We start from the raw sequence: 20,757 nt of genomic DNA, 5'->3' as shown, positions 1-20,757 counted from the left end.
CGCGGTCTTCTTCGAGCTAATTCGACAGGAGCGATTAGTTGCTCTGAGCAGCAGCCGTTGCTGTATCGGTGGTCAGGTCGGCGCTGATCGCGGTGGCGGCAGTGCCGATACCGGTCGACACGGTCGACACGCCGGCGATGCCCAGGCCAACGACGGCTGCGGTCAGAACGACCCAGTCAACAGTCACGGCACCGTCTTCGTCTTTGCGGAAGTTTTTGAAGAATTTGATCATTGTGTGTCCCTCCAGAGGATCTGATTTGAGCTTATACTCGGTTTCAACCGGTCAGGGACTTGTGTGGGCCGTTCTCTCTCTTTGGCCCGTCACCGTCTTGGTATGACGCAATATAGCCAGTCGATTGGGGCGAGAGTTTGGCGGCAGTTCAGCAAAAATTAATAAATCACATATTGCCGCGAAAAATTTATAAGCCGCTGTCTTGATGTAATAAAATATAGGGCATTTCGCCATTTCACCCTTTTCGGTTTAAGTATTGTGGCGAAAATGGGGGGCGGGGCCGCATTTCTGACGGGAAATCTGGCCCGAAGGTCGGTTTTCTGCAATACTCCGTTCAAAAGACTGAACACAGGCAGAGTGGGGCGCGTCCATGAAACGGAGCGTGGCAGTAGTATTGGTGATCGCGGCGGTAACGTTTGGCACGGCTGTGCTGGCCGAAAGCCCGCAGCCATTTCAGGATTTCACGTTTAAACGGGTCAAGCCGCCGAAGAGTGGTAGCGGGAAACGCATCACTGTGCAGATTGATCCGGGGGCAGTTCCGCAGCCCAGCAAGCAACCAGCAGAACAGAGCGCTTCCCAAATCAGCGCAGCGGTCGGGCAGGATGGGCGGTTTGGCTGGTTTTGGGCGCAGGTATCCCCCGATCTGGCCAACACAGGGCCGGGGAGGCTTGAGCCCGCTTTGGTACACTTGGCCAACCCGCCGCAGGGGCAGGGCATAACGGCCCCCCGATTGAGCGATATGATGGCCATTGCCCGGCAGCAGGGACCCGAGATGCTGCTCAGGACAGTTGGTACTGGTGTGTCACCGGCTTTGGTGCTTGCGGTGATCTCGGTCGAATCTGGTGGGCGGACGGATGCGGTCAGCGGTGCGGGGGCACAGGGGCTGATGCAGCTGATCCCGGCCACAGCTGAACGGTTCGGGGTCGCCGACAGTCTGAACGCGGGCGAAAATATTCGGGGTGGCGTGGCCTATCTGGACTGGCTGCTGAAAGAATTCGACGGCGACCCGATACTGGCGCTGGCCGCTTACAATGCCGGGGAAAATGCGGTGAAAAAGCACGGCGGCGTGCCGCCTTATGCCGAAACGCGAGATTATGTGCCCAAGGTGCTGGCAGCGTTTTCCGTGGCGCGGGGCCTGTGCAGAACGCCACCTCAGTTGATCTCGGACGGGTGCGTGTTCAATCTGGGCAGCTAAACCTGACAAAAAAACCGCCCGTCGCGGTGGGCAACGGGCGGATCATATTTCTGTTCAGGATCGAAGGATCAGACGATCGTGGCCTCGGTGGCGGCGATCATCTCTTCGCGCGTGACGCCGGGCGCCAGTTCTTGGATATGAAGCCCTTTATGGGTGACATCCAGAACGCCGAGGTTGGTGATGATGCGATCCACCACGCCCTTGCCGGTCAGCGGCAGGGTGCATTCCTTCAGTACCTTCGATTCACCGTGCTTGTTGGTGTGATCCATCACAACCACCACGCGGCCAACGCCAGCGACCAGATCCATCGCGCCGCCCATGCCTTTGACCAGCTTGCCCGGCACCATCCAGTTGGCCAGGTCGCCATTTTCCGCCACTTCCATCGCGCCCAGAATCGCCATGGCGATCTTGCCGCCCCGGATCATGCCGAACGAGGTGGCGCTGTCGAAATATGCCGAATGCGGCAGCTCGGTGATGGTCTGCTTGCCGGCGTTGATCATGTCGGCGTCTTCGGTTCCTTCAATCGGGAAGGGGCCCATGCCCAGCATGCCGTTTTCCGATTGCAGGGTCACTTCGACGCCTTCGGGGATGTAGTTGCTGACCAGCGTCGGAATCCCGATGCCAAGGTTCACATACCAGCCGTCTTGCAGTTCCTGTGCCGCGCGGGCGGCCATTTGATTGCGGTCCCAAGCCATTTTCAAAGCCCTCCCTTAAGCTTTACGCACAGTGCGCTGTTCGATGCGTTTCTCGTGATCGCCTTTGATGATGCGATGCACATAGATGCCGGGCAAGTGGATGTGATCCGGGTCCAGCTGGCCGGGTTCGACAATCTCTTCGACCTCGACAACACAGACCTTGCCACACATTGCTGCGGGCGGGTTGAAGTTGCGCGCGGTCTTGCGGAAAATCAGGTTGCCGGTGGTGTCGGCTTTCCAGGCTTTCACGATGGCAAGATCGGCAACGATGCCCTCTTCCATGATGTATTCCTGACCGTCGAAGATCTTGCTTTCCTTGCCCTCGGCAATGACCGTGCCTACGCCGGTCTTGGTATAGAAGCCGGGAATACCACAGCCACCCGCGCGCATCCGCTCGGCCAGCGTGCCCTGCGGGTTGAATTCCAGCTCAAGTTCGCCCGACAGATACTGGCGCATGAATTCCGCGTTTTCGCCCACATAGGACGAGATCATTTTCTTGACCTGCTTGGTTTGCAGCAGGATGCCGATGCCGAAATCATCCACGCCTGCGTTGTTGCTGGCGAAGGTCAGATCTTTGGTGCCTGCCTCTTTGATGGCCTGCAACAGCAGTTCCGGAATGCCACAAAGGCCAAAGCCCCCGGACGCGATGAACATGCCGTCGAACAGCAGCCCATCAAGGGCCTCGGCGGCTGTGCCATAGACTTTTTTCATGGATGTCTCCCTCAAACCCAAGTTGCGGCAATCAGTGACCAGAAGAGGCGCAAGAGTCAATCAAGCGCCCCTAGGTCACCCGGTCTGAGCCGCGTTGCCTGCTTCTAGGGGATCGCGCACGCCGGGCCAATACGTAGTAATACGAGTGGCGGCGTTAACTGTCTTCGGCAGCGGCCGGTTTTGCCGCAGCTTTTTTGGCAGGGGCCTTTTTGGCGGCGGGTTTCTTCGCCGCCGGTTTCTTGGCGGCGGGCTTTTTAGCTGCAGGCTTTTTGGCGGCGGCTTTCTTGGCCGGTTTCTTGGCAGCCTTTTCGGCGATCAGCGCCACGGCCATATCCATTGTTACGTCTGTCGGCTCGGTCTCTTTGGGGAGGGTCGCATTGACTTTTTCCCACTTCACATAGGGGCCATAGCGCCCTTCCATGATGTTGACCGCACCACCGGATTCCGGGTGTTCACCCAGTTCTTTCAAGGGCTTGGCTGCAGCACCCCGGCCCGCGCCGCGGGCGGCTTTGGCTGCCAGTTCTTCGACCGCGCGGTTCATGCCGATGGTAAAGACGTCGTCGACATCTTTGATGTTGGCATAGACGCGACCGTGTTTGACGTAGGGGCCATAGCGGCCAATTCCGGCCTCGACCATCTCGCCATCCTCGGGGTGGGGGCCGATCTCACGCGGAAGGTTCAACAGCGTCAGCGCCTTATCCAGATCAATGGAATCGGGCGCCCAGCCTTTGGGTAGCGAGGCGCGGGGCGGTTTCTTGTTTTCTTCGGTGGCTTCGCCGCGTTGAACATACGGCCCGAAGCGGCCCGAGCGCAGGCTGATTTCATCGCCTGCGTCTTCGCCCAGAACCCGGTCGCCGCCCTCGGCACCTTCGCCACCAATGGGGCGGGTATAGCGGCATTCAGGGTAGTTGCCGCAGCCGACAAACCCGCCGGTACGCGATGTTTTCAGGTGCAGTTTCCCTTCGCCACACAGCGGGCAGGTGCGCGGATCAGAGCCATCCTCGCGCGGGGGGTACAGTTGCGGCGCGAGCGCCGCATCAAGCACATCCAGCACTTCAGTGATGCGCAATTCACTGGTTTCCGCAATCGCGACCGAGAAATCGCGCCAGAATCGCGCCAGCACATCTTTGTAGTCCCGGTCACCTGCGGACACATCATCAAGTTGTTCTTCAAGATCCGCAGTGAAGTCATACTCCACATAGCGTTTAAAGAAGTTTAACAGAAAGATCGTGACGATCCGGCCCTTGTCCTCGGGGAACAGGCGGTTCTTGTCCTTGCGGACATATTCGCGGTCCTGAATCGTGGTGATCACGCTGGCATAGGTCGAGGGACGACCGATGCCAAGTTCTTCCATCTTCTTGACCAGCGTCGCCTCGGTATAGCGGGGCGGGGGTTGGGTGAAGTGCTGATCGGGGGTGATGCCGCGCTTTTCAGCCGCTTCGCCCTGAGCAATTTGCGGCAGGCGCTTGTCGTCGTCATCCAGAACGGAATCGTCGCGGCCTTCTTCGTAAACCTTGAGGAAACCTTCGAACAAAACCACTTGCCCGGTGGCGCGCAGTTCGACCTGACCATCGGCGCTACCGACGTCAACGGTGGTGCGTTCCATCCGCGCGGCTTCCATCTGACAGGCGATGGTGCGTTTCCAGATCAGATCATAGAGTTTGCGCTGGTCGGGTTCCGAGATTTTCAGCTTGGTCGCATCCAGAGACATATCAGTCGGGCGGATACATTCGTGGGCTTCCTGCGCGTTCTTGGCCTTGTTTTTATAGATCCTCGGGCTGGACGGCACGAATTCGGCACCATAGCGGGTGGCGATTTCCTCGCGGGTGGCGGTCACGGCTTCGGGGGCCATGTCGATGCCATCGGTCCGCATATAGGTGATGTGCCCGGCCTCATACAGGCGCTGTGCGGTGCTCATGCACTGGCGGGCGCCCATGCCGAATTTGCGGCTGGCCTCTTGTTGCAGGGTCGAGGTCATGAACGGCGCCGAAGGATTGCGGGAGGCGGGTTTCGCCTCGACCGATTTCACGGTCAGGTCGCGGCTGCTGACGGCCTGCACGGCCAGTTCGGCCTGCGTTGCGTTTTCAAGGCTGTATTTGTCCAGCTTGTCACCGGCCAGAACGGTCAGGCGGGCTTCGTATTCCTGACCACGCGGGGTGGCGAGCACGGCTTTGACGGTCCAGTATTCGCGGGCTTTGAATGCCTCGATCTCGATCTCGCGTTCAACGATAAGCCGCAGGCAGACCGATTGCACACGGCCGGCGCTGCGGGCACCGGGCAGTTTGCGCCAGAGCACGGGGCTGAGGTTAAAGCCAACGAGGTAATCCAGCGCGCGGCGGGCCAGATAGGCCTCGACCAGCGGGGCATCGACCTGACGCGGGTTTTTCATCGCTTCGGTGACGGCGGACTTGGTGATGGCGTTGAACACGACGCGGCTGACGGGGGTGTCCTTTTTGATCGCCTTGCGCTTGCGCAGGGCTTCTTCCAGGTGCCAGCTGATCGCCTCTCCCTCGCGGTCGGGGTCGGTTGCGAGGATCAGTTCGTTGTCGTCTTTGAGCGCGTCGGCGATGGCTTTGACATGCTTGCGGCTGTCGACGCCAATTTCCCATTTCATGTCGAAATCGTGTTCGGTGTCGACCGATCCGTCCTTGGCAGGCAGGTCACGGACGTGGCCATAGGACGCCAGAACGGTGTAGTTAGGTCCGAGATATTTGTTGATTGTCTTGGCCTTAGCTGGGGATTCGACAACGACAACAGGCATGGAAATTCCTTTCGACTCGGACCAGGGCTTATGGCGGCGGAACATGTGCGGCGTTGGGGGGCTTTGTCAATGCAGCGGATTCGACCGGGGTAATCGGGCTGTGGACGGGCCGGGCTTGGGACAGCGAAGACATGCGGCGGTTTCGCTGCATGCTCAGGGCGCGTCGGAGGTTGGGCCGTTCAGTTGACCAGTGACAGCAGGCCGCCGGGTTGCCGGGCGATTTTGCCGTCCAGCTCGAGGTCGATCAATGCAGGGGTCACGGAATGCGCCGGTGTGGCCAGATCGCGGATCAGTTGATCCTCGGCCAGCGGAGAGGGGCCGAGCCGCTGCAGGATCTGACGGTGCAGTTGGGCCGTGTCGCGCAGGGTGCGGCGCTGTGGGGGGGAGGGGGGCAGATCGTCAAGGTCAAGCTGGGCCTGCTGCGGAACGGACGCCTGCAGGGGCGGCAGCGCTTCGATCACGTCTTCGGCGGAGCGCACCAGCCGTGCACCGTCGCGGATCAACATGTTGCAGCCGCTGGCGCGGGCATCGAAGGGATGGCCGGGCACGGCCAGCACCTCGCGGCCCTGATCTAGGGCGTTCTTTGCGGTGATCAGGCTACCGGATTTTGCGGCGGCTTCGACGACGACGACGGCTTGTGCCAGACCCGAGATGATTCGGTTGCGGCGTGGGAAGTGGCGGGCTTGTGGTGCGAGGCTAAATGGTTGTTCTGAAAGGCGTAACCCGGTTTTGGGTATGTCTTCGCCAAGGCGGGTGTTCTCGGCGGGATAAATGACGTCGACGCCACCAGCCATGACGGCAATCGTTCCGGTACCGAGCGTTGCGGTGTGGGCGGCGGTGTCGACGCCGCGGGCCAGACCGGAGACAATGACATAGCCGCGTTGAGCCAGATCCCGGGCGAGCGCGCGGGCCATCCGGGTGCCGAGCGAAGAGGCGTTGCGCGCGCCGACGAGGGCAATCATCGGGCGGTGCAGGATGCCGGTCTGCCCCACGGCCCACAGAATGGGGGGGGCATCGCTGATCTGGGCCAACTGGGCGGGATAATCGGGCATGCCGACGCAGAGCATCCGGGCTTTGGCGGCGCGGGCGGCCTTCAGTTCGGCCACGGCGACGCCAACAGGGCAAGGGGAATAGTCGGTAGCGCCCGCAGCACGGGCCACCTCAGGCAGAGCGTCGAGTGCGGCCTGAGCGCTGCCATGTTCGGCCAGCAACCGATAAAAAGTTGCCGGACCGACACGGGACGATCGCAAGAGACGAAGCCACGATATCCGATCATCTTCCGTGGTGGGTGGGAGTGGGGGGTGAGTGGAAGGATGTAATTCCTCGGTCATCGTAACTCCGCCTGCTTGCAGGACTGGTTTAGGCGATCAGTGGTTAATGGGCGGTAAACCAAAACAGGAAATGTCGCTTCGGGGGGATTTTTTCAGGCCGTCAATTTGCGCCGTTAACCAGTGGGTTTTGCGGCGCGGGAGCGGGGGTGATTTCTGTGCACCCCCTGTGCACCGGGTGTGCACCGGCGGGGCGGCACAGCGCCGCGCGGGCAGATGGGACCGAAAAGTTAAGGCGGTGCGCGGTGCGGGCGGCGGGACGGGAGTATTTTTTTCAGAAAGAAGCCGGGGGGGGGGGGACGCGCTTTGCCCAAGAGGTGGCCGCGCCAGAGTGGTGGTGAAGCGGGAGCGACGACCTGCGCCACCGGGGCGCGTGATCAAGTCGCCGAGCAGGGGGCAGCAGTGCGTGGTGCTGCCCCGGCGGCGGGCGTGCCGCCGGGGCCGTTTTTGGGGGCCAGTTTTGGGGCCCGCGTGGAGTTATGTGGCGGAGCCGCCGACGGTCAGCCCGCCGATCATTACGGTGGGTTGGCCGACGCCCACGGGCACCCATTGGCCCGCCTTGCCGCAATTGCCCATGCCGGGATCAAGCGCCATGTCGTTGCCGAGGGCGCGGATCCGGTGCAGGGCTGTGGCGCCGTCACCGATCAGGGTGGCGCCTTTGACCGGGGCGCCGATTTTGCCGTTTTTCACCCGGTACGCCTCGGTGCAGGAGAACACGAACTTGCCGTTGGTGATATCGACCTGACCGCCACCAAAGCCGACGGCATAGATGCCGTCCTTGAGGTCGGCGACGATGTCACCGGGGGCGGTGTCGCCGCCGAGCATATAGGTGTTGGTCATGCGCGGCATCGGCGCGTGGGCATAGGATTCGCGGCGTCCGTTGCCGGTGGGGGCGACGCCCATCAGCCGGGCGTTCTGCCGGTCCTGCATGTAGCCGACGAGGATGCCGTCCTCGATCAGCACGTTGCGCTGACTGGGGGTGCCTTCGTCGTCGAAGCTGATCGAGCCGCGCCGGTCGGGAATGGTGCCATCATCCAGCACGGTAACGCCGGGGGCAGCGATGCGTTGCCCCATCATCCCGGCGAAGGCGCTGGAGCCTTTGCGGTTGAAGTCGCCTTCGAGGCCGTGGCCGATCGCCTCGTGCAGCAGGATGCCGGGCCAGCCCGGCCCAAGCACCACGTCCATGACGCCGGCCGGGGCGGGTTCGGCTGTTAGGTTGACCAGCGCGATGCGCAGGGCCTCTTGAGTTTTGGCCTGCCAGTCGGCAGGGGAGAGCAGCCCGTCGAGGCCGACGCGCCCGCCGCCGCCCGCGGTGCCGGTTTCGCGCAGGCCGTTCTGTTCGACGATCACGCTGACGTTGACGCGGGTCATCGGGCGGCTGTCGCGCAGGTGGGTGCCATCGGGGCGCAGGATCTCGATTTCCTGAATCGAGGCGGCGATGGTGGCCGAGACCTGTACCACGCGGGGATCGAGGTTGCGGGCATAGGCATCAATTTCGCGCAGGGTGTCGATCTTGACCGGGAAGCTGGCGCCCGCGATCGGGTCGGCATCGGTATAGAGGCGGCGGTTGGTGGCCTGCGGCGCGTCGGCCAGCGTGGCGCCGCCGCTGCCGATGGCCAGCCGGGTGGTGGCCATGGCGCGACGCAGGGAGGATTCGGATATTTCGGTGGAATGGGCATAGCCTGTCACCTCGCCGTGCACGGCACGCAGGCCGAAGCCTTCGGAGGCGTCATAGGAGGCGGTGCGCACGCGGCCGTCATCGAAGACCAGTGCTTCGCCGCGGCGGCGTTCGAGGAACAACTCGCCATCATCGGCGCCGGACGTGGTCTCTTGCAGGAGGCCGAGGGTGGTGTCGTGATCCAGGGCCTGCTCGAAAGGCCGAAAAGGAGTATCGCTCATATCTGTTTTTCCTGTCTTTCCAGCGGCCCGAATTTGATCTAGATCAAAAAAAGCGTCTGTTTGCCGCAAGCGGGATTGTTGTTATCTTCATCAGAATATGATTTCTAGCGGCGACAAAACAATGGGATTCCGCCTTTTCGGTTTGGCGTCCTTCGACACATGAACAAGAAACACCTCAACCGATCAGGGTGACATATGCGAATTCTCTCTAGCCTTCTGGCCGCAGCAGCAGCCTTTACCGCAGTGCCAGCCTTTGCGCAGGATGCACTGGAAACCATCGGTAAACCCAAAGACGGCGTGTTCGGCTTTCAGCCGGCCGCGACCGAGCTTGCACGCGATCTTCAGGGGCTGGACGGCCTTCTGCTTTGGATCATCAGCGCGATCACGATTTTTGTGGTCGGTCTGATCCTGATCGTGATTGTGCGCTATAACCGCCGGGCCAACCCGACGCCTTCGACTTTCACCCACAACACGCCGATCGAGATCGCGTGGACGATCGTGCCGATCGTGATTCTGGTCTTTATCGGGGCGTTTTCGCTGCCGGTGCTGTTCAAGCAGCAGGAGATCCCCGTGGGCGAGATCAACATCAAGGTGACCGGCAACCAGTGGTACTGGAGCTATGAGTACACGGACAATGCGTTCGGGTTCGACAGCTTCATGTTGCAGCGCGACGAGCTTGAGGCGCACGGCTATGCTCCGGATGAGTATCTGCTGGCGACGGACACGGCGGTTGTTGTGCCGGTGGACAAGGTTGTTGTCATGCATCTGACCGGGGCGGACGTGATCCATTCATGGACCATCCCGGCCTTCGGGGTGAAGCAGGACGCGGTGCCGGGACGGTTGTCGCAGCTGTGGTTCAAGGCTGAGAAAGAGGGCATCTATTTTGGTCAGTGCTCTGAGCTGTGCGGCAAGGACCACGCCTATATGCCGATCACGGTCAAGGTCGTGAGCCAGGATGTCTATGACAAATGGCTGGACGGTGCGATTGCGGAATACGCGGGCACACCACGTACCCTGACAGTGGCTTCGGCCGATTAAAGCCGGGTGGTGGGCATATGCCCACCCTTCGGAACCTGACCTGAAAGGCGGGCCTTTTGCCCGTCTTTCCAAATGGATACGCAGCAAGATGAGCGACGCAAGCATCAACACACAGGCCAATGACGGCGAGGCTGGATTCGGCGATTACTTCGCTTTGCTGAAACCGCGCGTCATGTCGTTGGTCGTGTTTACCGCGCTGGTTGGCCTGTTGGCCGCGCCGGTAGGCGTGCATCCGATGATCGCCTTTGCCTCGGTTCTGTTCATCGCGGTGGGCGGCGGCGCAAGCGGCGCGCTGAACATGTGGTGGGACGCCGATATCGACCAGGTGATGAAGCGCACCGCGTCGCGCCCCGTGCCATCGGGACGGGTCACGGCCGACGAGGCGCTGGCAATCGGGCTGACGCTGTCGGCCTTTGCCGTGGTCATGCTGTGGCTGGCCTCGAACGCGGTGGCAGCGGGGCTTCTGGCCTTCACGATCTTTTTCTACGCGGTTGTCTATACGATGTGGCTGAAGCGCTGGACGCCGCAGAACATCGTGATCGGCGGCGCGGCCGGGGCATTCCCGCCGATGATCGGCTGGGCCGTGGCGACCGGCGGCATCAGCTTGGAATCGGTGCTGATGTTCGCGCTGGTCTTCATGTGGACGCCACCGCATTTCTGGGCGCTGGCGCTGTTCATGAACTCGGACTACGAAAAGGCCGGCGTGCCGATGCTGACCGTGACCCACGGACGGCGCAGCACGCGGGTGCATATTCTGGTCTATACGATTTTGCTGGCGCCGCTGGCCATCGGCGCCGGGTTCACCGCGATCGGCGGGCCGATCTATCTGACGGTGTCGGCGGTGCTGAACGGGCTGTTCCTGCTTGGCGCGGTGAAGATCTGGCGCCGGGACGAGGATGTGGCCGGTGCGGACAACTATCGCACCGAGAAATCGTTTTTCGGCCTGTCTCTGTTGTATCTGTTCCTGCATTTTGGCGCGATTCTGGCCGAGGCCGCGCTGCGGCCGTTCGGCATGGGGGGCTGGTAAGATGAGCTTTCGCGAACCGCATGAGTTGCACAAGCGTCGTTCCGGCCGCAATATCGGGCTTGGTCTGGTGCTGGCCGCGTTTGTCGCAATCGTGTTCGGCATGACCGTGGTCAAGGTCACGCGCGGCGACATGGAGCCGCCGCGGGCGACGCCGACACCGCAGGAGGCGGGCAGCTGATGGCAATAGATGGCAAGCAAAAGACGGTGATTCAGTTGGTGGCCGTGGTCGTGACCATGGGCGCGCTGGCCTGGGCTTCGGTGCCGTTTTACAACTGGTTCTGCAAGGTCACCGGATTTGGCGGCGCCACTGTTTCGGCCGATGCCGGATCGGATGTGATTCTGGACCGCACGATCAAGATTCGCTTCGACGCTTCGCAAGAGCGCGGCATGCCGTGGGAGTTTGCCCCGGTGCAGCGCGAGATGGAGCTGCGCATCGGCGAGACCGGGCTGGCGTTTTACGAGGCTTACAATCCCACTGATCATCCGGTGGCGGGGCAGGCGGCTTACAATGTCACGCCCTATGCGGCGGGGGGATATTTCACCAAGATCGACTGTTTCTGTTTCACCGAACAGGTGCTGCAACCGGGTGAGCGGGTCCAGATGCCGGTAAGTTTCTATGTGGACCCGGAGATTGTTTCGGACCGGGACGGAAAGTTTGTGAACGAGATCACCCTGTCCTATACGTTTTACGAGATCGAATTGCCCGAAGTGCAGGCCTCGCTTGCGCAAACCAAGGGCACAACCTTAAACTGAAGACCTTCCAACGAGGGAATACGCGATGGCGCACGAAAAAAACCACGATTACCACATTTTGCCCCCATCCTTGTGGCCCCTTCTTGGGGCTCTGGCCGGGTTTGTCATGCTCTTCGGGGCGGTTCTGTATTTCCACGACAGCGGCCCCTGGGTGCTGCTGGCAGGCTTTGTTGGCGTGCTTTACGTCATGTATGGCTGGTGGTCCGAGGTCATTGCCGAGGCGCAAGTGGGCGACCACACCCCGGTGGTGAAGATCGGCCTGCGCTATGGCTTTATCCTGTTCATCATGTCCGAGGTCATGTTCTTTGCGGCGTGGTTCTGGAGCTTCTTCAAGCACGCAATGTACCCAATGGGGCCGCAAAGCCCGCTGGTGGACGGTGCTTGGCCGCCCGCCGGGATCGAGACGTTCGACCCGTGGCATCTGCCGCTGATCAACACGCTGATCCTGCTGTGTTCGGGCGCTGCGGCGACCTGGGCGCACCACGCGCTGGTGCATGAGAACAACCGCAAGGACATGAAGTGGGGCCTGATCATCGCGGTTGCGCTGGGTGCCCTGTTCACGGTGTTTCAGATCTATGAGTACAGCCACGCGGCGTTTGGGTTTGCGGGCAACATCTATGGTGCCAACTTCTTTATGGCGACCGGGTTCCATGGCTTCCACGTTCTGATCGGCACGATCTTTCTGCTGGTCTGTCTGATCCGCTTGCAGCGCGGCCATTTCACCCCCGAGGCCCATGTCGGGTTCGAGGCGGCGGCGTGGTACTGGCACTTCGTGGATGTGGTTTGGTTGTTCCTGTTCGCAGCCGTTTACATCTGGGGCGGTTGAGCGGCAGAGGTTGAACTTTCTGCAGCAACACGACAAAAGCAATGCGCGGGCAGTTCAACTGTCCGCGCATTCTCCGTTCATGGGGGGCCGCTTGTGCGCCGTATCCTGATTCCGCTGATATTCGGTCTTGCCGGGGCCGCTGTGCTGATCTCGCTTGGGGTTTGGCAGATGCAGCGGCTGGAGTGGAAGCAAAACGTTCTGGCCGAGATCGAGACCCGCATTCATGCCAGGCCTGTGGCGCTTCCGGCGGCGCCTGATCCGGTGGTGGATCGGTTCTTGCCGGTCACGGTCAGTGGCGCGATACAGCCCGGCGCGATCCGGGTTCTGGTCAGTCAGCGCAAGATCGGCGCGGGATATCGGTTGATCAACCGGATGGTTCTGACCGACGGGCGGGTGATTCTGGTGGATCGCGGCTTTGTCCAGCTGGAGCAGGAGCCGCCAGCGGGCGATTATCCCGCCGTGACCGTCACCGGCAATCTGCACTGGCCCGAAGAACGCGACGGCTATACCCCCGAGAATGACCTGAAGGCCAATATCTGGTTTGCGCGCGAGGTGCCGGTTCTGGCGCAGGCGTTGGGAACCGAGCCGGTTCTGGTGATCGCGCGCAACATGTCGGTGGACGACGCGCCGGTCAGCCCGCTACCGGTCGGCGCCGAGGGCATCCCGAATGATCATCTGGAATACGCCGTGACATGGTTCGGGCTGGCCGCCGTTTGGCTGGCCATGCTGGGCCTGTTCCTGTGGCGCATCGTGCAATCTGTCCGCAACCCCGCGAAAGGGACCGAAACGTGAAATATATCTCGACCCGTGGCCAAGCCCCTGTTCTGAGTTTTGAAGAGGCCATGCTGACGGGCCTTGCCCGCGATGGCGGTCTGTATGTGCCCGAGACGATTCCGGTTCTGAGCCACGACGAGATCGCGGCACTGGCGGGGCTGTCTTATGAAGAGGTGGCGTTCCGTATCATGCGGCCCTTTATCGGGGAGACATTTACCGACGACGCGTTCCGCGAGATCATCGCCAAGGCCTATGACGGGTTTGGCCATGCGGCGCGGGCGCCGTTGGTGCAGTTGGACAGCGGGCATTTCCTGCTGGAGCTGTTCCACGGGCCGACGCTGGCGTTCAAGGATTTCGCGATGCAGCTGATCGGGCAGCTGTTTCAAGCGGCGCTGAAGCGCAGCGGCGAGCGGGTGACGATTGTGGGGGCGACCTCGGGCGATACCGGCAGCGCGGCGATCGAGGCGTTTCGCGGGCTGGACGCGGTGGACGTGTTCATTCTGTACCCGCATGGCCGCGTGTCCGAGGTGCAGCGGCGCCAGATGACCACGCCCTCTGAGGACAACGTGCATGCGCTGGCAATGGACGGGCATTTTGACGATTGTCAGGCCCGCGTGAAGGACATGTTCAACGATTTCGAGTTTCGCGACGGTGTGCGGTTGGCGGGTGTGAACTCGATCAACTGGGCGCGGGTTCTGGCGCAGGTGGTGTATTATTTCACCTCTGCCGTGTCGCTGGGCGCGCCGGGACGCAAGGTGTCGTTCACCGTGCCGACCGGCAATTTCGGTGATATCTTTGCGGGCTATATTGCCAAGCAGATGGGCCTGCCGATTGACCGGCTGGTGGTGGCGACCAATCAGAACGATATTCTGCACCGCTGCCTGAGCACGGGCGAGTATCGGCCCGACGGCGTGATCCCGTCGATCAGCCCGTCGATGGATATTCAGGTGTCATCGAATTTTGAACGGGCGTTGTTTTATGCATATGGGCAGGACGGGGCCGCCGTGAGCCAGTTGATGGACGAGCTGAAGGCGGGCGGGTTTACGGTCAGCCAAGGCGCGTTGCAGGCGCTGCAAGAGCTGTTCGACAGCGGCAACTGTTCCGAGGCTGAAACCAGCGCCACAATCGCGGCGACGCTGAAGGCCAGCGGCGAGTTGCTGTGCCCGCATTCGGCGGTGGGCGTGAAGGTGGCGAATGATCAGCGGCAGGCCGATGTGCCGATGATCACGCTGGCCACCGCGCATCCGGCGAAGTTTCCTGATGCGGTAGAAGCGGCAACAGGTGAACGTCCGGGCTTGCCTGCACGCATGTCGGACCTGTATGAGCGGTCGGAACGCGTGACCCGGATCGAAAATGATCTGGGCGCCATTGAATCCCTGATCCGAGAGCGTATTGCCAATTGACCGTCCAACTGCACACCCTGCCCAACGGGTTTCGTATCGTCACTGAACACATGCCGGGGCTGCAATCAGCCTCGATCGGGGTGTGGGTCATGGCCGGGGGGCGGCACGAGCGGATCGAGCAGAACGGGATCGCGCATTTCCTTGAGCATATGGCGTTCAAGGGCACCAAGCGGCGCAGCGCGTTGCAGATTGCCGAGGCAATCGAGGATGTGGGCGGGTATATGAACGCCTATACCAGCCGCGAGGTCACGGCCTATTACGCGCGGGTGCTGGCGGCGGATGTGCCGCTGGCGCTGGACGTGATTGCCGACATCGTGCTGAACCCGGTGTTCGACGAACGCGAGATCGAGGTCGAGCGCGGGGTGATCTTGCAAGAGATCGGTCAGGCGATGGACACGCCGGATGATGTGATTTTCGACTGGTTGCAGGAGCAGGCCTATCCGGATCAGCCGTTGGGGCGGACGATTCTGGGCCCGGCCGAGCGGGTCGGGGCCTTTGCCCGCGAGGATCTGTCGCGGTTTGTGGCCGAGCAATATGGGCCGGGGCAGATGGTTCTGTCGGCGGCGGGCGCGGTGGATCACGATGCGCTGGTGCGCGAGGCCGAGAAGCTGTTTGGCCATCTGTCGCCGGTGATCAGCGCAGCGCCTGCGGTGGCCAAGTTTCAGGGCGGTGAATTCCGCATGGTCAAGCCGCTGGAGCAGGCGCATTTCGCGCTGGGGTTCGAGGGGCCGGATTACGGCAGCGAGGAAATTCACGCGGCACAGATTTATTCCAGTGTGCTGGGGGGCGGCATGTCGAGCCGTCTGTTCCAGGAGATCCGCGAGAAGCGCGGCCTGTGCTATACGATTTTTGCGCAGGCGGGTGCCTATGTCGATACCGGGATGATGACGGTGTATGCCGGCACGTCGGGCGATCAGCTGGCCGAGCTGGCGATGATCACCCTGGACGAAATGAAGCGCGCGGCGGAGGATCTGACCGAAGTTGAAGTGGCGCGGGCACGGGTGCAGATGAAGGCCGGGTTGCTGATGGGGTTGGAAAGCCCGTCGAACCGGGCCGAGCGGTTGGCGCGGATGATGCAGATCTGGGGCCGGGTGCCCGGTCTGGATGAGGTGGTCGAGCGGATTGACGCGGTGACCACCGCCGATGTGCGCACGATTGCCGAGCAGATGGCGGTGCAGGCTCCGGCGGCGATGGCGCTGTATGGTCCGGTCGAGGGCGCGCCCTCGCTTGAGGCATTGCAGGACAGGCGCGCTGCCTGATGTTGTTGGCGAAGCGGAAGGTGCGGATCGAGACCGAGCGCCTGACGCTGCGCCCGCCAGTGCATTCCGATTTCCGCGACTGGACCGGGTTGCGGATGCAAAGCCATGCGTTTCTGAAACCATGGGAGCCGACGTGGTCGGCTGATCATCTGTCGCGCAAGGCGTTTTCCAACCGGGTATATTGGGCGCAGCGGGCGGTGAACAATGGCTCGGCCGTACCGCTGTTCCTGATCCGGCGGGCCGATCAGCACCTGCTGGGCGCGATCACGCTGGACAATATTCGCCGCGGTCCGGCACAGGCGGGCACGCTTGGCTATTGGATCGGCGAGGCATTCGCCCGGCAGGGCTATATGCGGGAGGCGATCGAGGCCGTCGTGCATCATGCGTTCCATCAGCAGGATTTGAGCCGGATCGAGGCGGCCTGTCTGCCTGAAAACCTGGCCTCGCGCGGGGTGCTTGAGAAATGCGGTTTCAAGTATGAGGGTGTGGCGCAGAGCTATCTTCAGATTGATGGGCGTTGGCGGACGCATGTGCTGTATTCGGCGCTGCGGATGGATCGGCGCGGGCGCACCGACGCGGGCTGAAGGTGCTGGACGGCGCGCGCGGGCGTGCTAAGAATTTGCCCATGACGTTGACCGCAGCCACCCCCGCTTTTGCCGAAAGCCTGCGCCCGCATTTACCGGCGCGCGCCTTTCGTGATCCCGAGCCCCGTTACCTGGAGGAACCGCGCGGCCGTTGGGCCGGGCAGGCCGGGGTGATCGTGGCGCCCGAAACCACCGCACAGGTGGCGGCGGTGATCCGGGCGGCCGCCGAGGCCCGCGTGCCAGTCGTGCCTTACGGCGGCGGCACCGGGCTGGTGGGCGGGCAGGTTATGCCGGACGGCCCTGCGCCGGTGTTGCTGTCACTGGAACGGATGGCGGCGATCCGGGCGGTGTATCCGCGCGAAAACCTGCTGATCGCCGAAGCGGGCGCGATCCTGTCAGACGTGCATGACGCCGCGACGGCGGAGCAGCGGGTGTTCCCGCTCAGCATCGCCTCCAAAGGTTCGGCGCGGATCGGCGGCACGTTGGCGACCAATGCGGGCGGGGTGAATGTGCTGCGCTATGGCAATGCGCGTGATCTGTGTCTGGGGATCGAGGCGGTGCTGCCGGACGGCCGGATCTGGAACGGGCTGTCGCGGCTGCGCAAGGACAATACCGGCTATGACCTGCGTGACCTGCTGATCGGGTCCGAGGGCACGCTGGGGGTGATCACGGCGGCGACGCTCAAGCTGTTCGCGCAGCCCGCCGCCGAGGGCACGGCGCTGATGGTGGTGGACAGCCCGGCAGCAGCGCTGGATCTGCTGGCGCTGGCGCGGGATCATCTGGGCGAAGGGATCAGCGCGTTTGAACTGATGCACCGCACCGGGTTGCAGTTTCTCGCCGAAACGCTGCCGGATATCCGCCAGCCGTTTGCCACGCCGCCCGAATGGTTCGTGTTGATCGACTTGGGGCTGGCACGCGGGCTGGACCCGGCCGAGGCGCTGGAACGCCTGTTCGGCGCCGGGCTTGAGGCGGGGCTGGTCAGTGACGGGCTGATTGCGCAGTCACAGGCGCAGCGCACGGCCTTCTGGGAGGTGCGCGAGCAGATCCCCGAGGCGAACCGGCGCATCGGCTCGGTCAGCTCGCATGACATCTCGGTGCCCCTGGGCGCGATCCCCGACTTCATCGCTCGCGCCACGGCGCGGATTACCGGGCTTGGCGAGTTCCGGGTCAATTGCTTTGGCCATCTGGGCGACGGCAACCTGCATTTCAACGTGTTCCCGGCGCCGGGGCGCAGCAAGGCCACCTATGCCGGTCAGCGCGGCGCAGTTCAGCAGGCGGTGCATGACCTCGTGCACGAGCTGCAAGGCTCGATCAGCGCCGAACATGGTATCGGGCGGCTGAAAGTCAGCGATCTGGAACGCTATGGCGATCCGGTCAAGCTGGAACTGATGCGCAGCCTCAAGTCCCTGTTCGACCCGGCGGGCATCATGAACCCCGGCGCGGTTCTGCGGCAGATCCAAGCTTCTTTCTGATCAAAATACTCCGGGGGGAGGCGTGCAAAATCTTTGATTTTGCAGGACGGGGGGCTGGCCCCCCTGCGCCCTTTCCTCGGGGCGTGCCTTACAGGCCTTCGAATTCGCAAAGCACATGCACATCCATGCCCATCGCCTCCAGCCGTTTGCGACCGCCCAGATCGGGCAGGTCGACCACAAAGGCGCAGCCGATGATCTGGCCGCCCAGGCGCTCGATCAGTTTGATCCCGGCCTCGGCGGTGCCGCCGGTGGCCAGCAGGTCATCGACCAGCAGGATGGTTTCGCCGGGCTGAATGGCATCATCATGCAGCTCGACAATCGCCTCGCCGTATTCGAGCGTATAGGCTTGGCTGATCGTGGCGCCGGGCAGTTTGCCCTTTTTGCGGATCGGCACAAAGCCGGTGCCCAGTTGATGCGCGACAGCGCCGCCCAGGATAAAGCCGCGCGCCTCAAGCCCGACGACCTTGTCGATACGCAGTCCGGCATAGGGATGGAGCATCTGGTCCACGGCCATGCGGAATCCGCGCGGATCGGCAAAAAGCGTGGTCACGTCGCGGAACAGGATCCCCTCGTGCGGGAAATCAACGATGGTGCGGATGTAATCCCGGATGGCTTTGTGCTGTGCCATGCGTGGCCCCTTTTGCTGCTGTCGTCAGCGCAAAGGTTTGGCCGAGCCGCGCCGCAGGTGCAAGGGCCGAGGTGAAATACGCCCGGCGAGGGGCGGTATTTCAGTCTGTCGCGTTATCGGTCGTTCGAGAAAAACCGGTAAAGTTTGCTGGACAGCCAGCCCAGATGTGGCTTGCGCCAGTCCATGCGATCCTGAATCAGGATTGATTTTGCTATCAAAAGGGTCATTTTATCTTTCCTTTTTGTGCGTTATGCCGCAGGAAGGATCTGCGATTTGTGTAGTTAATGTATATACAACTGCGGTACAAAAAGTCAAGCGGCCGATTGGGGGGCACCTTGAGCAAGAAAGACGGAAAGAAAGTGGCGAAGAAAGACAGCCAACTGGTGCTGCGTCTGGACAAGAGCGAACGCGACGCCTTTGTCGAGCGCTGCAAGGCGCTGGACACCAGCGCCGCACGCGAGATCCGCGGCTTCATCCGTGTTTTTCTGAAGGATCACGCCGAGGACTGAGGCGGGCGTCTTGTTCGGTCAGGTGCTGCGGCGCAGCGTGGCCGTCATCACGCCCATGCAGATCAGCGCGGCCCCGCCGATCCGGCCAAGGTTGCGCGCCGCGTTCGGGCGGGCAAAGCGGGTGCGCATCTTGTCGGCCAGTAGCGCAAAGGCCAGCGCGTTGAGTGTGGCCAGCGCGACGAAGGATGCGATCAGGATGGCAAACTGTGGCGCCAGCGGTGCTTCGGGGCGCAGGAATTGCGGCACGAAGGCGATGAAGAAGGTGATGGATTTCGGATTGAGCGCGGTCACGGTCGCGGCATGCCGAAAGACGGACATGGCGCGCACGGGGGTGGGCTCGCCCTGTGGCATGCCAGGACCATCCCCCGGTTCAGGCCCAACGTCGGCGCGCGTGCGCAAAAGCGACACCCCCATCCAGACAAGATAGGCCGCCCCGATCCACTTCAGGATGGTAAAAAGCGTGGCCGAGGCCAGCACCAGCGCGCCGAGGCCCAGCAAAGAGGCGGTCATGGCAAGGAAATCGCCAAAAGCCACCCCTGCGGCACAGGCCACGGCGACCGGCCGCCCCTGACTGATCGCATAGCTGAGCACGAGCAGCACGGTCGGTCCGGGGATCATCACCAGCGCAGTTGAGGCGGCAACAAAGGTCAACCAGAGGTCAAGGGGCATCGGGGGCCTTCAGGATCAGGATCGCGCCCCGACGGGGCGCCTTTGGGTGTGGACTAGAGCACCCGACCGGCCACGGCGTCAAGTTTGGCCAGCAGTGCCGGATCACGGGCGTCGGGGGCGGTGAGGATGGCGTAGTCCAGCGCCCGGTCGCAGCCATGCGGGCAGGGCACGCGGTCGGCCCCCAGCAGCGCGGGCAGGCGGGCCACCAGCGCGCGGCCCTTGTCGGCGTTGCCGTGCAATGTGGCGATGATGGCGTTGATGTCCACCGCGCCGTGGTCAGGGTGCCAGCTGTCGTAGTCGGTGATCATGGCGATGGAGGCATAGCAAAGCTCGGCCTCGCGGGCCAATTTCGCTTCGGGCATGTTGGTCATGCCGATCACGTCGCAGCCCCAGCTGTCGCGGTACATTTTCGATTCCGCCATGGACGAGAATTGCGGGCCTTCCATCGCCAGATAGGTGCCGCCGTTGTGGACGGTGATGCCTGCGGCGCTGGCGGCGGTAAAACACGCCTCGGACAGGCGCGGGCAGGTGGGGTGTGCGACGCTGACATGCGCGACGCAGCCGGTGCCGAAAAAGGATTTCTCGCGCGCGAATGTCCGGTCAACGAACTGATCGACGATGACAAAATCGCCCGGCGCCATGTCTTCGCGGAACGACCCGCAGGCGCTGACCGAGATCACGTCGGTGACGCCAAGCCGTTTCAGCGCGTCGATATTGGCGCGGTAGGGCACGGTTGAGGGCGCATGCACATGGCCACGGCCGTGGCGGGGCAGGAACGCCATTTTGACGCCTTCGAGGGTGCCGGTCAGGATCTGGTCAGAGGGCGCGCCCCAAGGGCTGCTGACGCTGGTCCATTCCGCGCCTTCCAGCCCGTCGATATCATAAATCCCCGAGCCGCCGATGACGCCGATGACTGTGTTCATGTCCTGATCCCTTTGTTGCATCAATAAACCCAAGGTTGCGCAGTTGGGCGACCTGTGCAAGCCGATCGCGG

21 protein-coding genes are annotated in these 20,757 nt (G+C 62.5%); 12 read left to right on the top strand and 9 right to left on the bottom strand.

All coding sequences use genetic code 11. The annotated features are described in order from the left end of the window. Window positions 1-34 precede the first annotated feature (34 nt). The gene (locus tag BSF79_RS02715; RefSeq protein ID WP_090268046.1) at window positions 35-232 is read right to left on the bottom strand and encodes a Flp family type IVb pilin; all 198 of its coding nucleotides are present in this window, start codon (window positions 230-232) and stop codon (window positions 35-37) included. A gap of 370 nt (window positions 233-602) precedes the next feature. On the opposite strand from BSF79_RS02715, the gene BSF79_RS02710 reads away from it, so the two are divergent. After that, window positions 603-1,427, top strand: a complete 825-nt coding sequence (locus tag BSF79_RS02710; RefSeq protein ID WP_090268044.1) for a lytic transglycosylase domain-containing protein — start codon at window positions 603-605, stop codon at window positions 1,425-1,427. Between the two features lie 68 nt (window positions 1,428-1,495). Here BSF79_RS02710 and BSF79_RS02705 read toward each other — a convergent pair whose 3' ends face one another. The 5 genes from BSF79_RS02705 to tldD form a co-directional block, all read right to left on the bottom strand. Beyond that, window positions 1,496-2,122 (bottom strand): 3-oxoacid CoA-transferase subunit B, encoded by a 627-nt coding sequence (locus BSF79_RS02705; protein WP_090268042.1) that lies wholly within the window; start codon window positions 2,120-2,122, stop codon window positions 1,496-1,498. 15 nt (window positions 2,123-2,137) lie between these two features. After that, on the bottom strand, window positions 2,138-2,833 hold the full coding sequence (locus BSF79_RS02700) for a CoA transferase subunit A (protein WP_090268040.1): 696 nt from the start codon (window positions 2,831-2,833) through the stop codon (window positions 2,138-2,140). A gap of 154 nt (window positions 2,834-2,987) precedes the next feature. Next, entirely contained in the window at window positions 2,988-5,594 is a 2,607-nt protein-coding gene (gene topA / locus BSF79_RS02695; RefSeq protein ID WP_090268038.1) for a type I DNA topoisomerase, read from the bottom strand. Window positions 5,595-5,773: 179 nt separating this feature from the next. Next, the gene (dprA, locus tag BSF79_RS02690) at window positions 5,774-6,925 is read right to left on the bottom strand and encodes a DNA-processing protein DprA (protein ID WP_090268036.1); all 1,152 of its coding nucleotides are present in this window, start codon (window positions 6,923-6,925) and stop codon (window positions 5,774-5,776) included. A 474-nt stretch (window positions 6,926-7,399) separates the two neighbouring features. Beyond that, window positions 7,400-8,821 carry a metalloprotease TldD gene (tldD, locus tag BSF79_RS02685; RefSeq protein WP_090268034.1) on the bottom strand — a complete coding sequence of 474 codons (1,422 nt, stop codon included), beginning with the start codon at window positions 8,819-8,821 and terminating at the stop codon, window positions 7,400-7,402. A gap of 195 nt (window positions 8,822-9,016) precedes the next feature. Between tldD and coxB the strand changes: the two genes are divergently transcribed. The 10 genes from coxB (at window position 9,017) to BSF79_RS02640 (ending at window position 17,957) form a co-directional block, all read left to right on the top strand. After that, complete coding sequence (gene coxB, locus BSF79_RS02680; protein ID WP_090268032.1) at window positions 9,017-9,859, top strand: cytochrome c oxidase subunit II; 843 nt, start codon at window positions 9,017-9,019, stop codon at window positions 9,857-9,859. 88 nt (window positions 9,860-9,947) lie between these two features. Next, window positions 9,948-10,886 (top strand): heme o synthase, encoded by a 939-nt coding sequence (gene cyoE, locus BSF79_RS02675; RefSeq protein WP_090268030.1) that lies wholly within the window; start codon window positions 9,948-9,950, stop codon window positions 10,884-10,886. Between the two features lies 1 nt (window position 10,887). Then, window positions 10,888-11,064, top strand: coding sequence for a hypothetical protein (locus tag BSF79_RS19700; protein ID WP_175545241.1), 177 nt, complete (start codon window positions 10,888-10,890; stop codon window positions 11,062-11,064). Then, a complete protein-coding gene (locus tag BSF79_RS02670) occupies window positions 11,064-11,639 on the top strand; it encodes a cytochrome c oxidase assembly protein (protein ID WP_090268028.1) in 576 nt (191 codons plus the stop codon). The genes BSF79_RS19700 and BSF79_RS02670 overlap by 1 nt, the downstream gene beginning before the upstream one ends. A gap of 25 nt (window positions 11,640-11,664) precedes the next feature. After that, the gene (locus BSF79_RS02665) at window positions 11,665-12,465 is read left to right on the top strand and encodes a cytochrome c oxidase subunit 3 (RefSeq protein ID WP_090268025.1); all 801 of its coding nucleotides are present in this window, start codon (window positions 11,665-11,667) and stop codon (window positions 12,463-12,465) included. Window positions 12,466-12,558: 93 nt separating this feature from the next. Beyond that, a complete protein-coding gene (locus BSF79_RS02660; protein ID WP_090268022.1) occupies window positions 12,559-13,257 on the top strand; it encodes an SURF1 family protein in 699 nt (232 codons plus the stop codon). Further along, window positions 13,254-14,642 carry a threonine synthase gene (thrC, locus tag BSF79_RS02655; protein WP_090268020.1) on the top strand — a complete coding sequence of 463 codons (1,389 nt, stop codon included), beginning with the start codon at window positions 13,254-13,256 and terminating at the stop codon, window positions 14,640-14,642. Before BSF79_RS02660 ends, thrC begins: the two co-directional genes overlap by 4 nt. Continuing rightward, on the top strand, window positions 14,639-15,901 hold the full coding sequence (locus BSF79_RS02650; RefSeq protein ID WP_090268017.1) for a M16 family metallopeptidase: 1,263 nt from the start codon (window positions 14,639-14,641) through the stop codon (window positions 15,899-15,901). The genes thrC and BSF79_RS02650 overlap by 4 nt, the downstream gene beginning before the upstream one ends. Continuing rightward, window positions 15,901-16,485, top strand: a complete 585-nt coding sequence (locus tag BSF79_RS02645; RefSeq protein WP_090268014.1) for a GNAT family N-acetyltransferase — start codon at window positions 15,901-15,903, stop codon at window positions 16,483-16,485. The genes BSF79_RS02650 and BSF79_RS02645 overlap by 1 nt, the downstream gene beginning before the upstream one ends. A gap of 41 nt (window positions 16,486-16,526) precedes the next feature. Further along, window positions 16,527-17,957: an FAD-binding oxidoreductase gene (locus BSF79_RS02640; RefSeq protein ID WP_090268012.1), complete on the top strand. Its 1,431-nt coding sequence runs from the start codon at window positions 16,527-16,529 to the stop codon at window positions 17,955-17,957. 88 nt (window positions 17,958-18,045) lie between these two features. Here BSF79_RS02640 and BSF79_RS02635 read toward each other — a convergent pair whose 3' ends face one another. Continuing rightward, the gene (locus BSF79_RS02635; protein ID WP_090268010.1) at window positions 18,046-18,585 is read right to left on the bottom strand and encodes an adenine phosphoribosyltransferase; all 540 of its coding nucleotides are present in this window, start codon (window positions 18,583-18,585) and stop codon (window positions 18,046-18,048) included. A 335-nt stretch (window positions 18,586-18,920) separates the two neighbouring features. On the opposite strand from BSF79_RS02635, the gene BSF79_RS19695 reads away from it, so the two are divergent. Then, on the top strand, window positions 18,921-19,094 hold the full coding sequence (locus tag BSF79_RS19695) for a hypothetical protein (RefSeq protein WP_175545240.1): 174 nt from the start codon (window positions 18,921-18,923) through the stop codon (window positions 19,092-19,094). 18 nt (window positions 19,095-19,112) lie between these two features. Here BSF79_RS19695 and BSF79_RS02625 read toward each other — a convergent pair whose 3' ends face one another. Further along, window positions 19,113-19,763, bottom strand: a complete 651-nt coding sequence (locus BSF79_RS02625; RefSeq protein WP_090268005.1) for a LysE family translocator — start codon at window positions 19,761-19,763, stop codon at window positions 19,113-19,115. Window positions 19,764-19,816: 53 nt separating this feature from the next. Beyond that, complete coding sequence (locus BSF79_RS02620) at window positions 19,817-20,686, bottom strand: S-methyl-5'-thioadenosine phosphorylase (protein ID WP_090268003.1); 870 nt, start codon at window positions 20,684-20,686, stop codon at window positions 19,817-19,819. Between the last annotated feature and the right edge of the window lie 71 nt (window positions 20,687-20,757).

Origin of the sequence: Thalassovita taeanensis (assembly GCF_900110775.1) — a bacterium.
Taxonomy (GTDB): domain Bacteria; phylum Pseudomonadota; class Alphaproteobacteria; order Rhodobacterales; family Rhodobacteraceae; genus Litorimicrobium; species Litorimicrobium taeanense.
The sequence above is the reverse complement of the archived record's forward strand: the minus strand, read 5'-3'. Positions and strand labels throughout refer to the sequence as shown.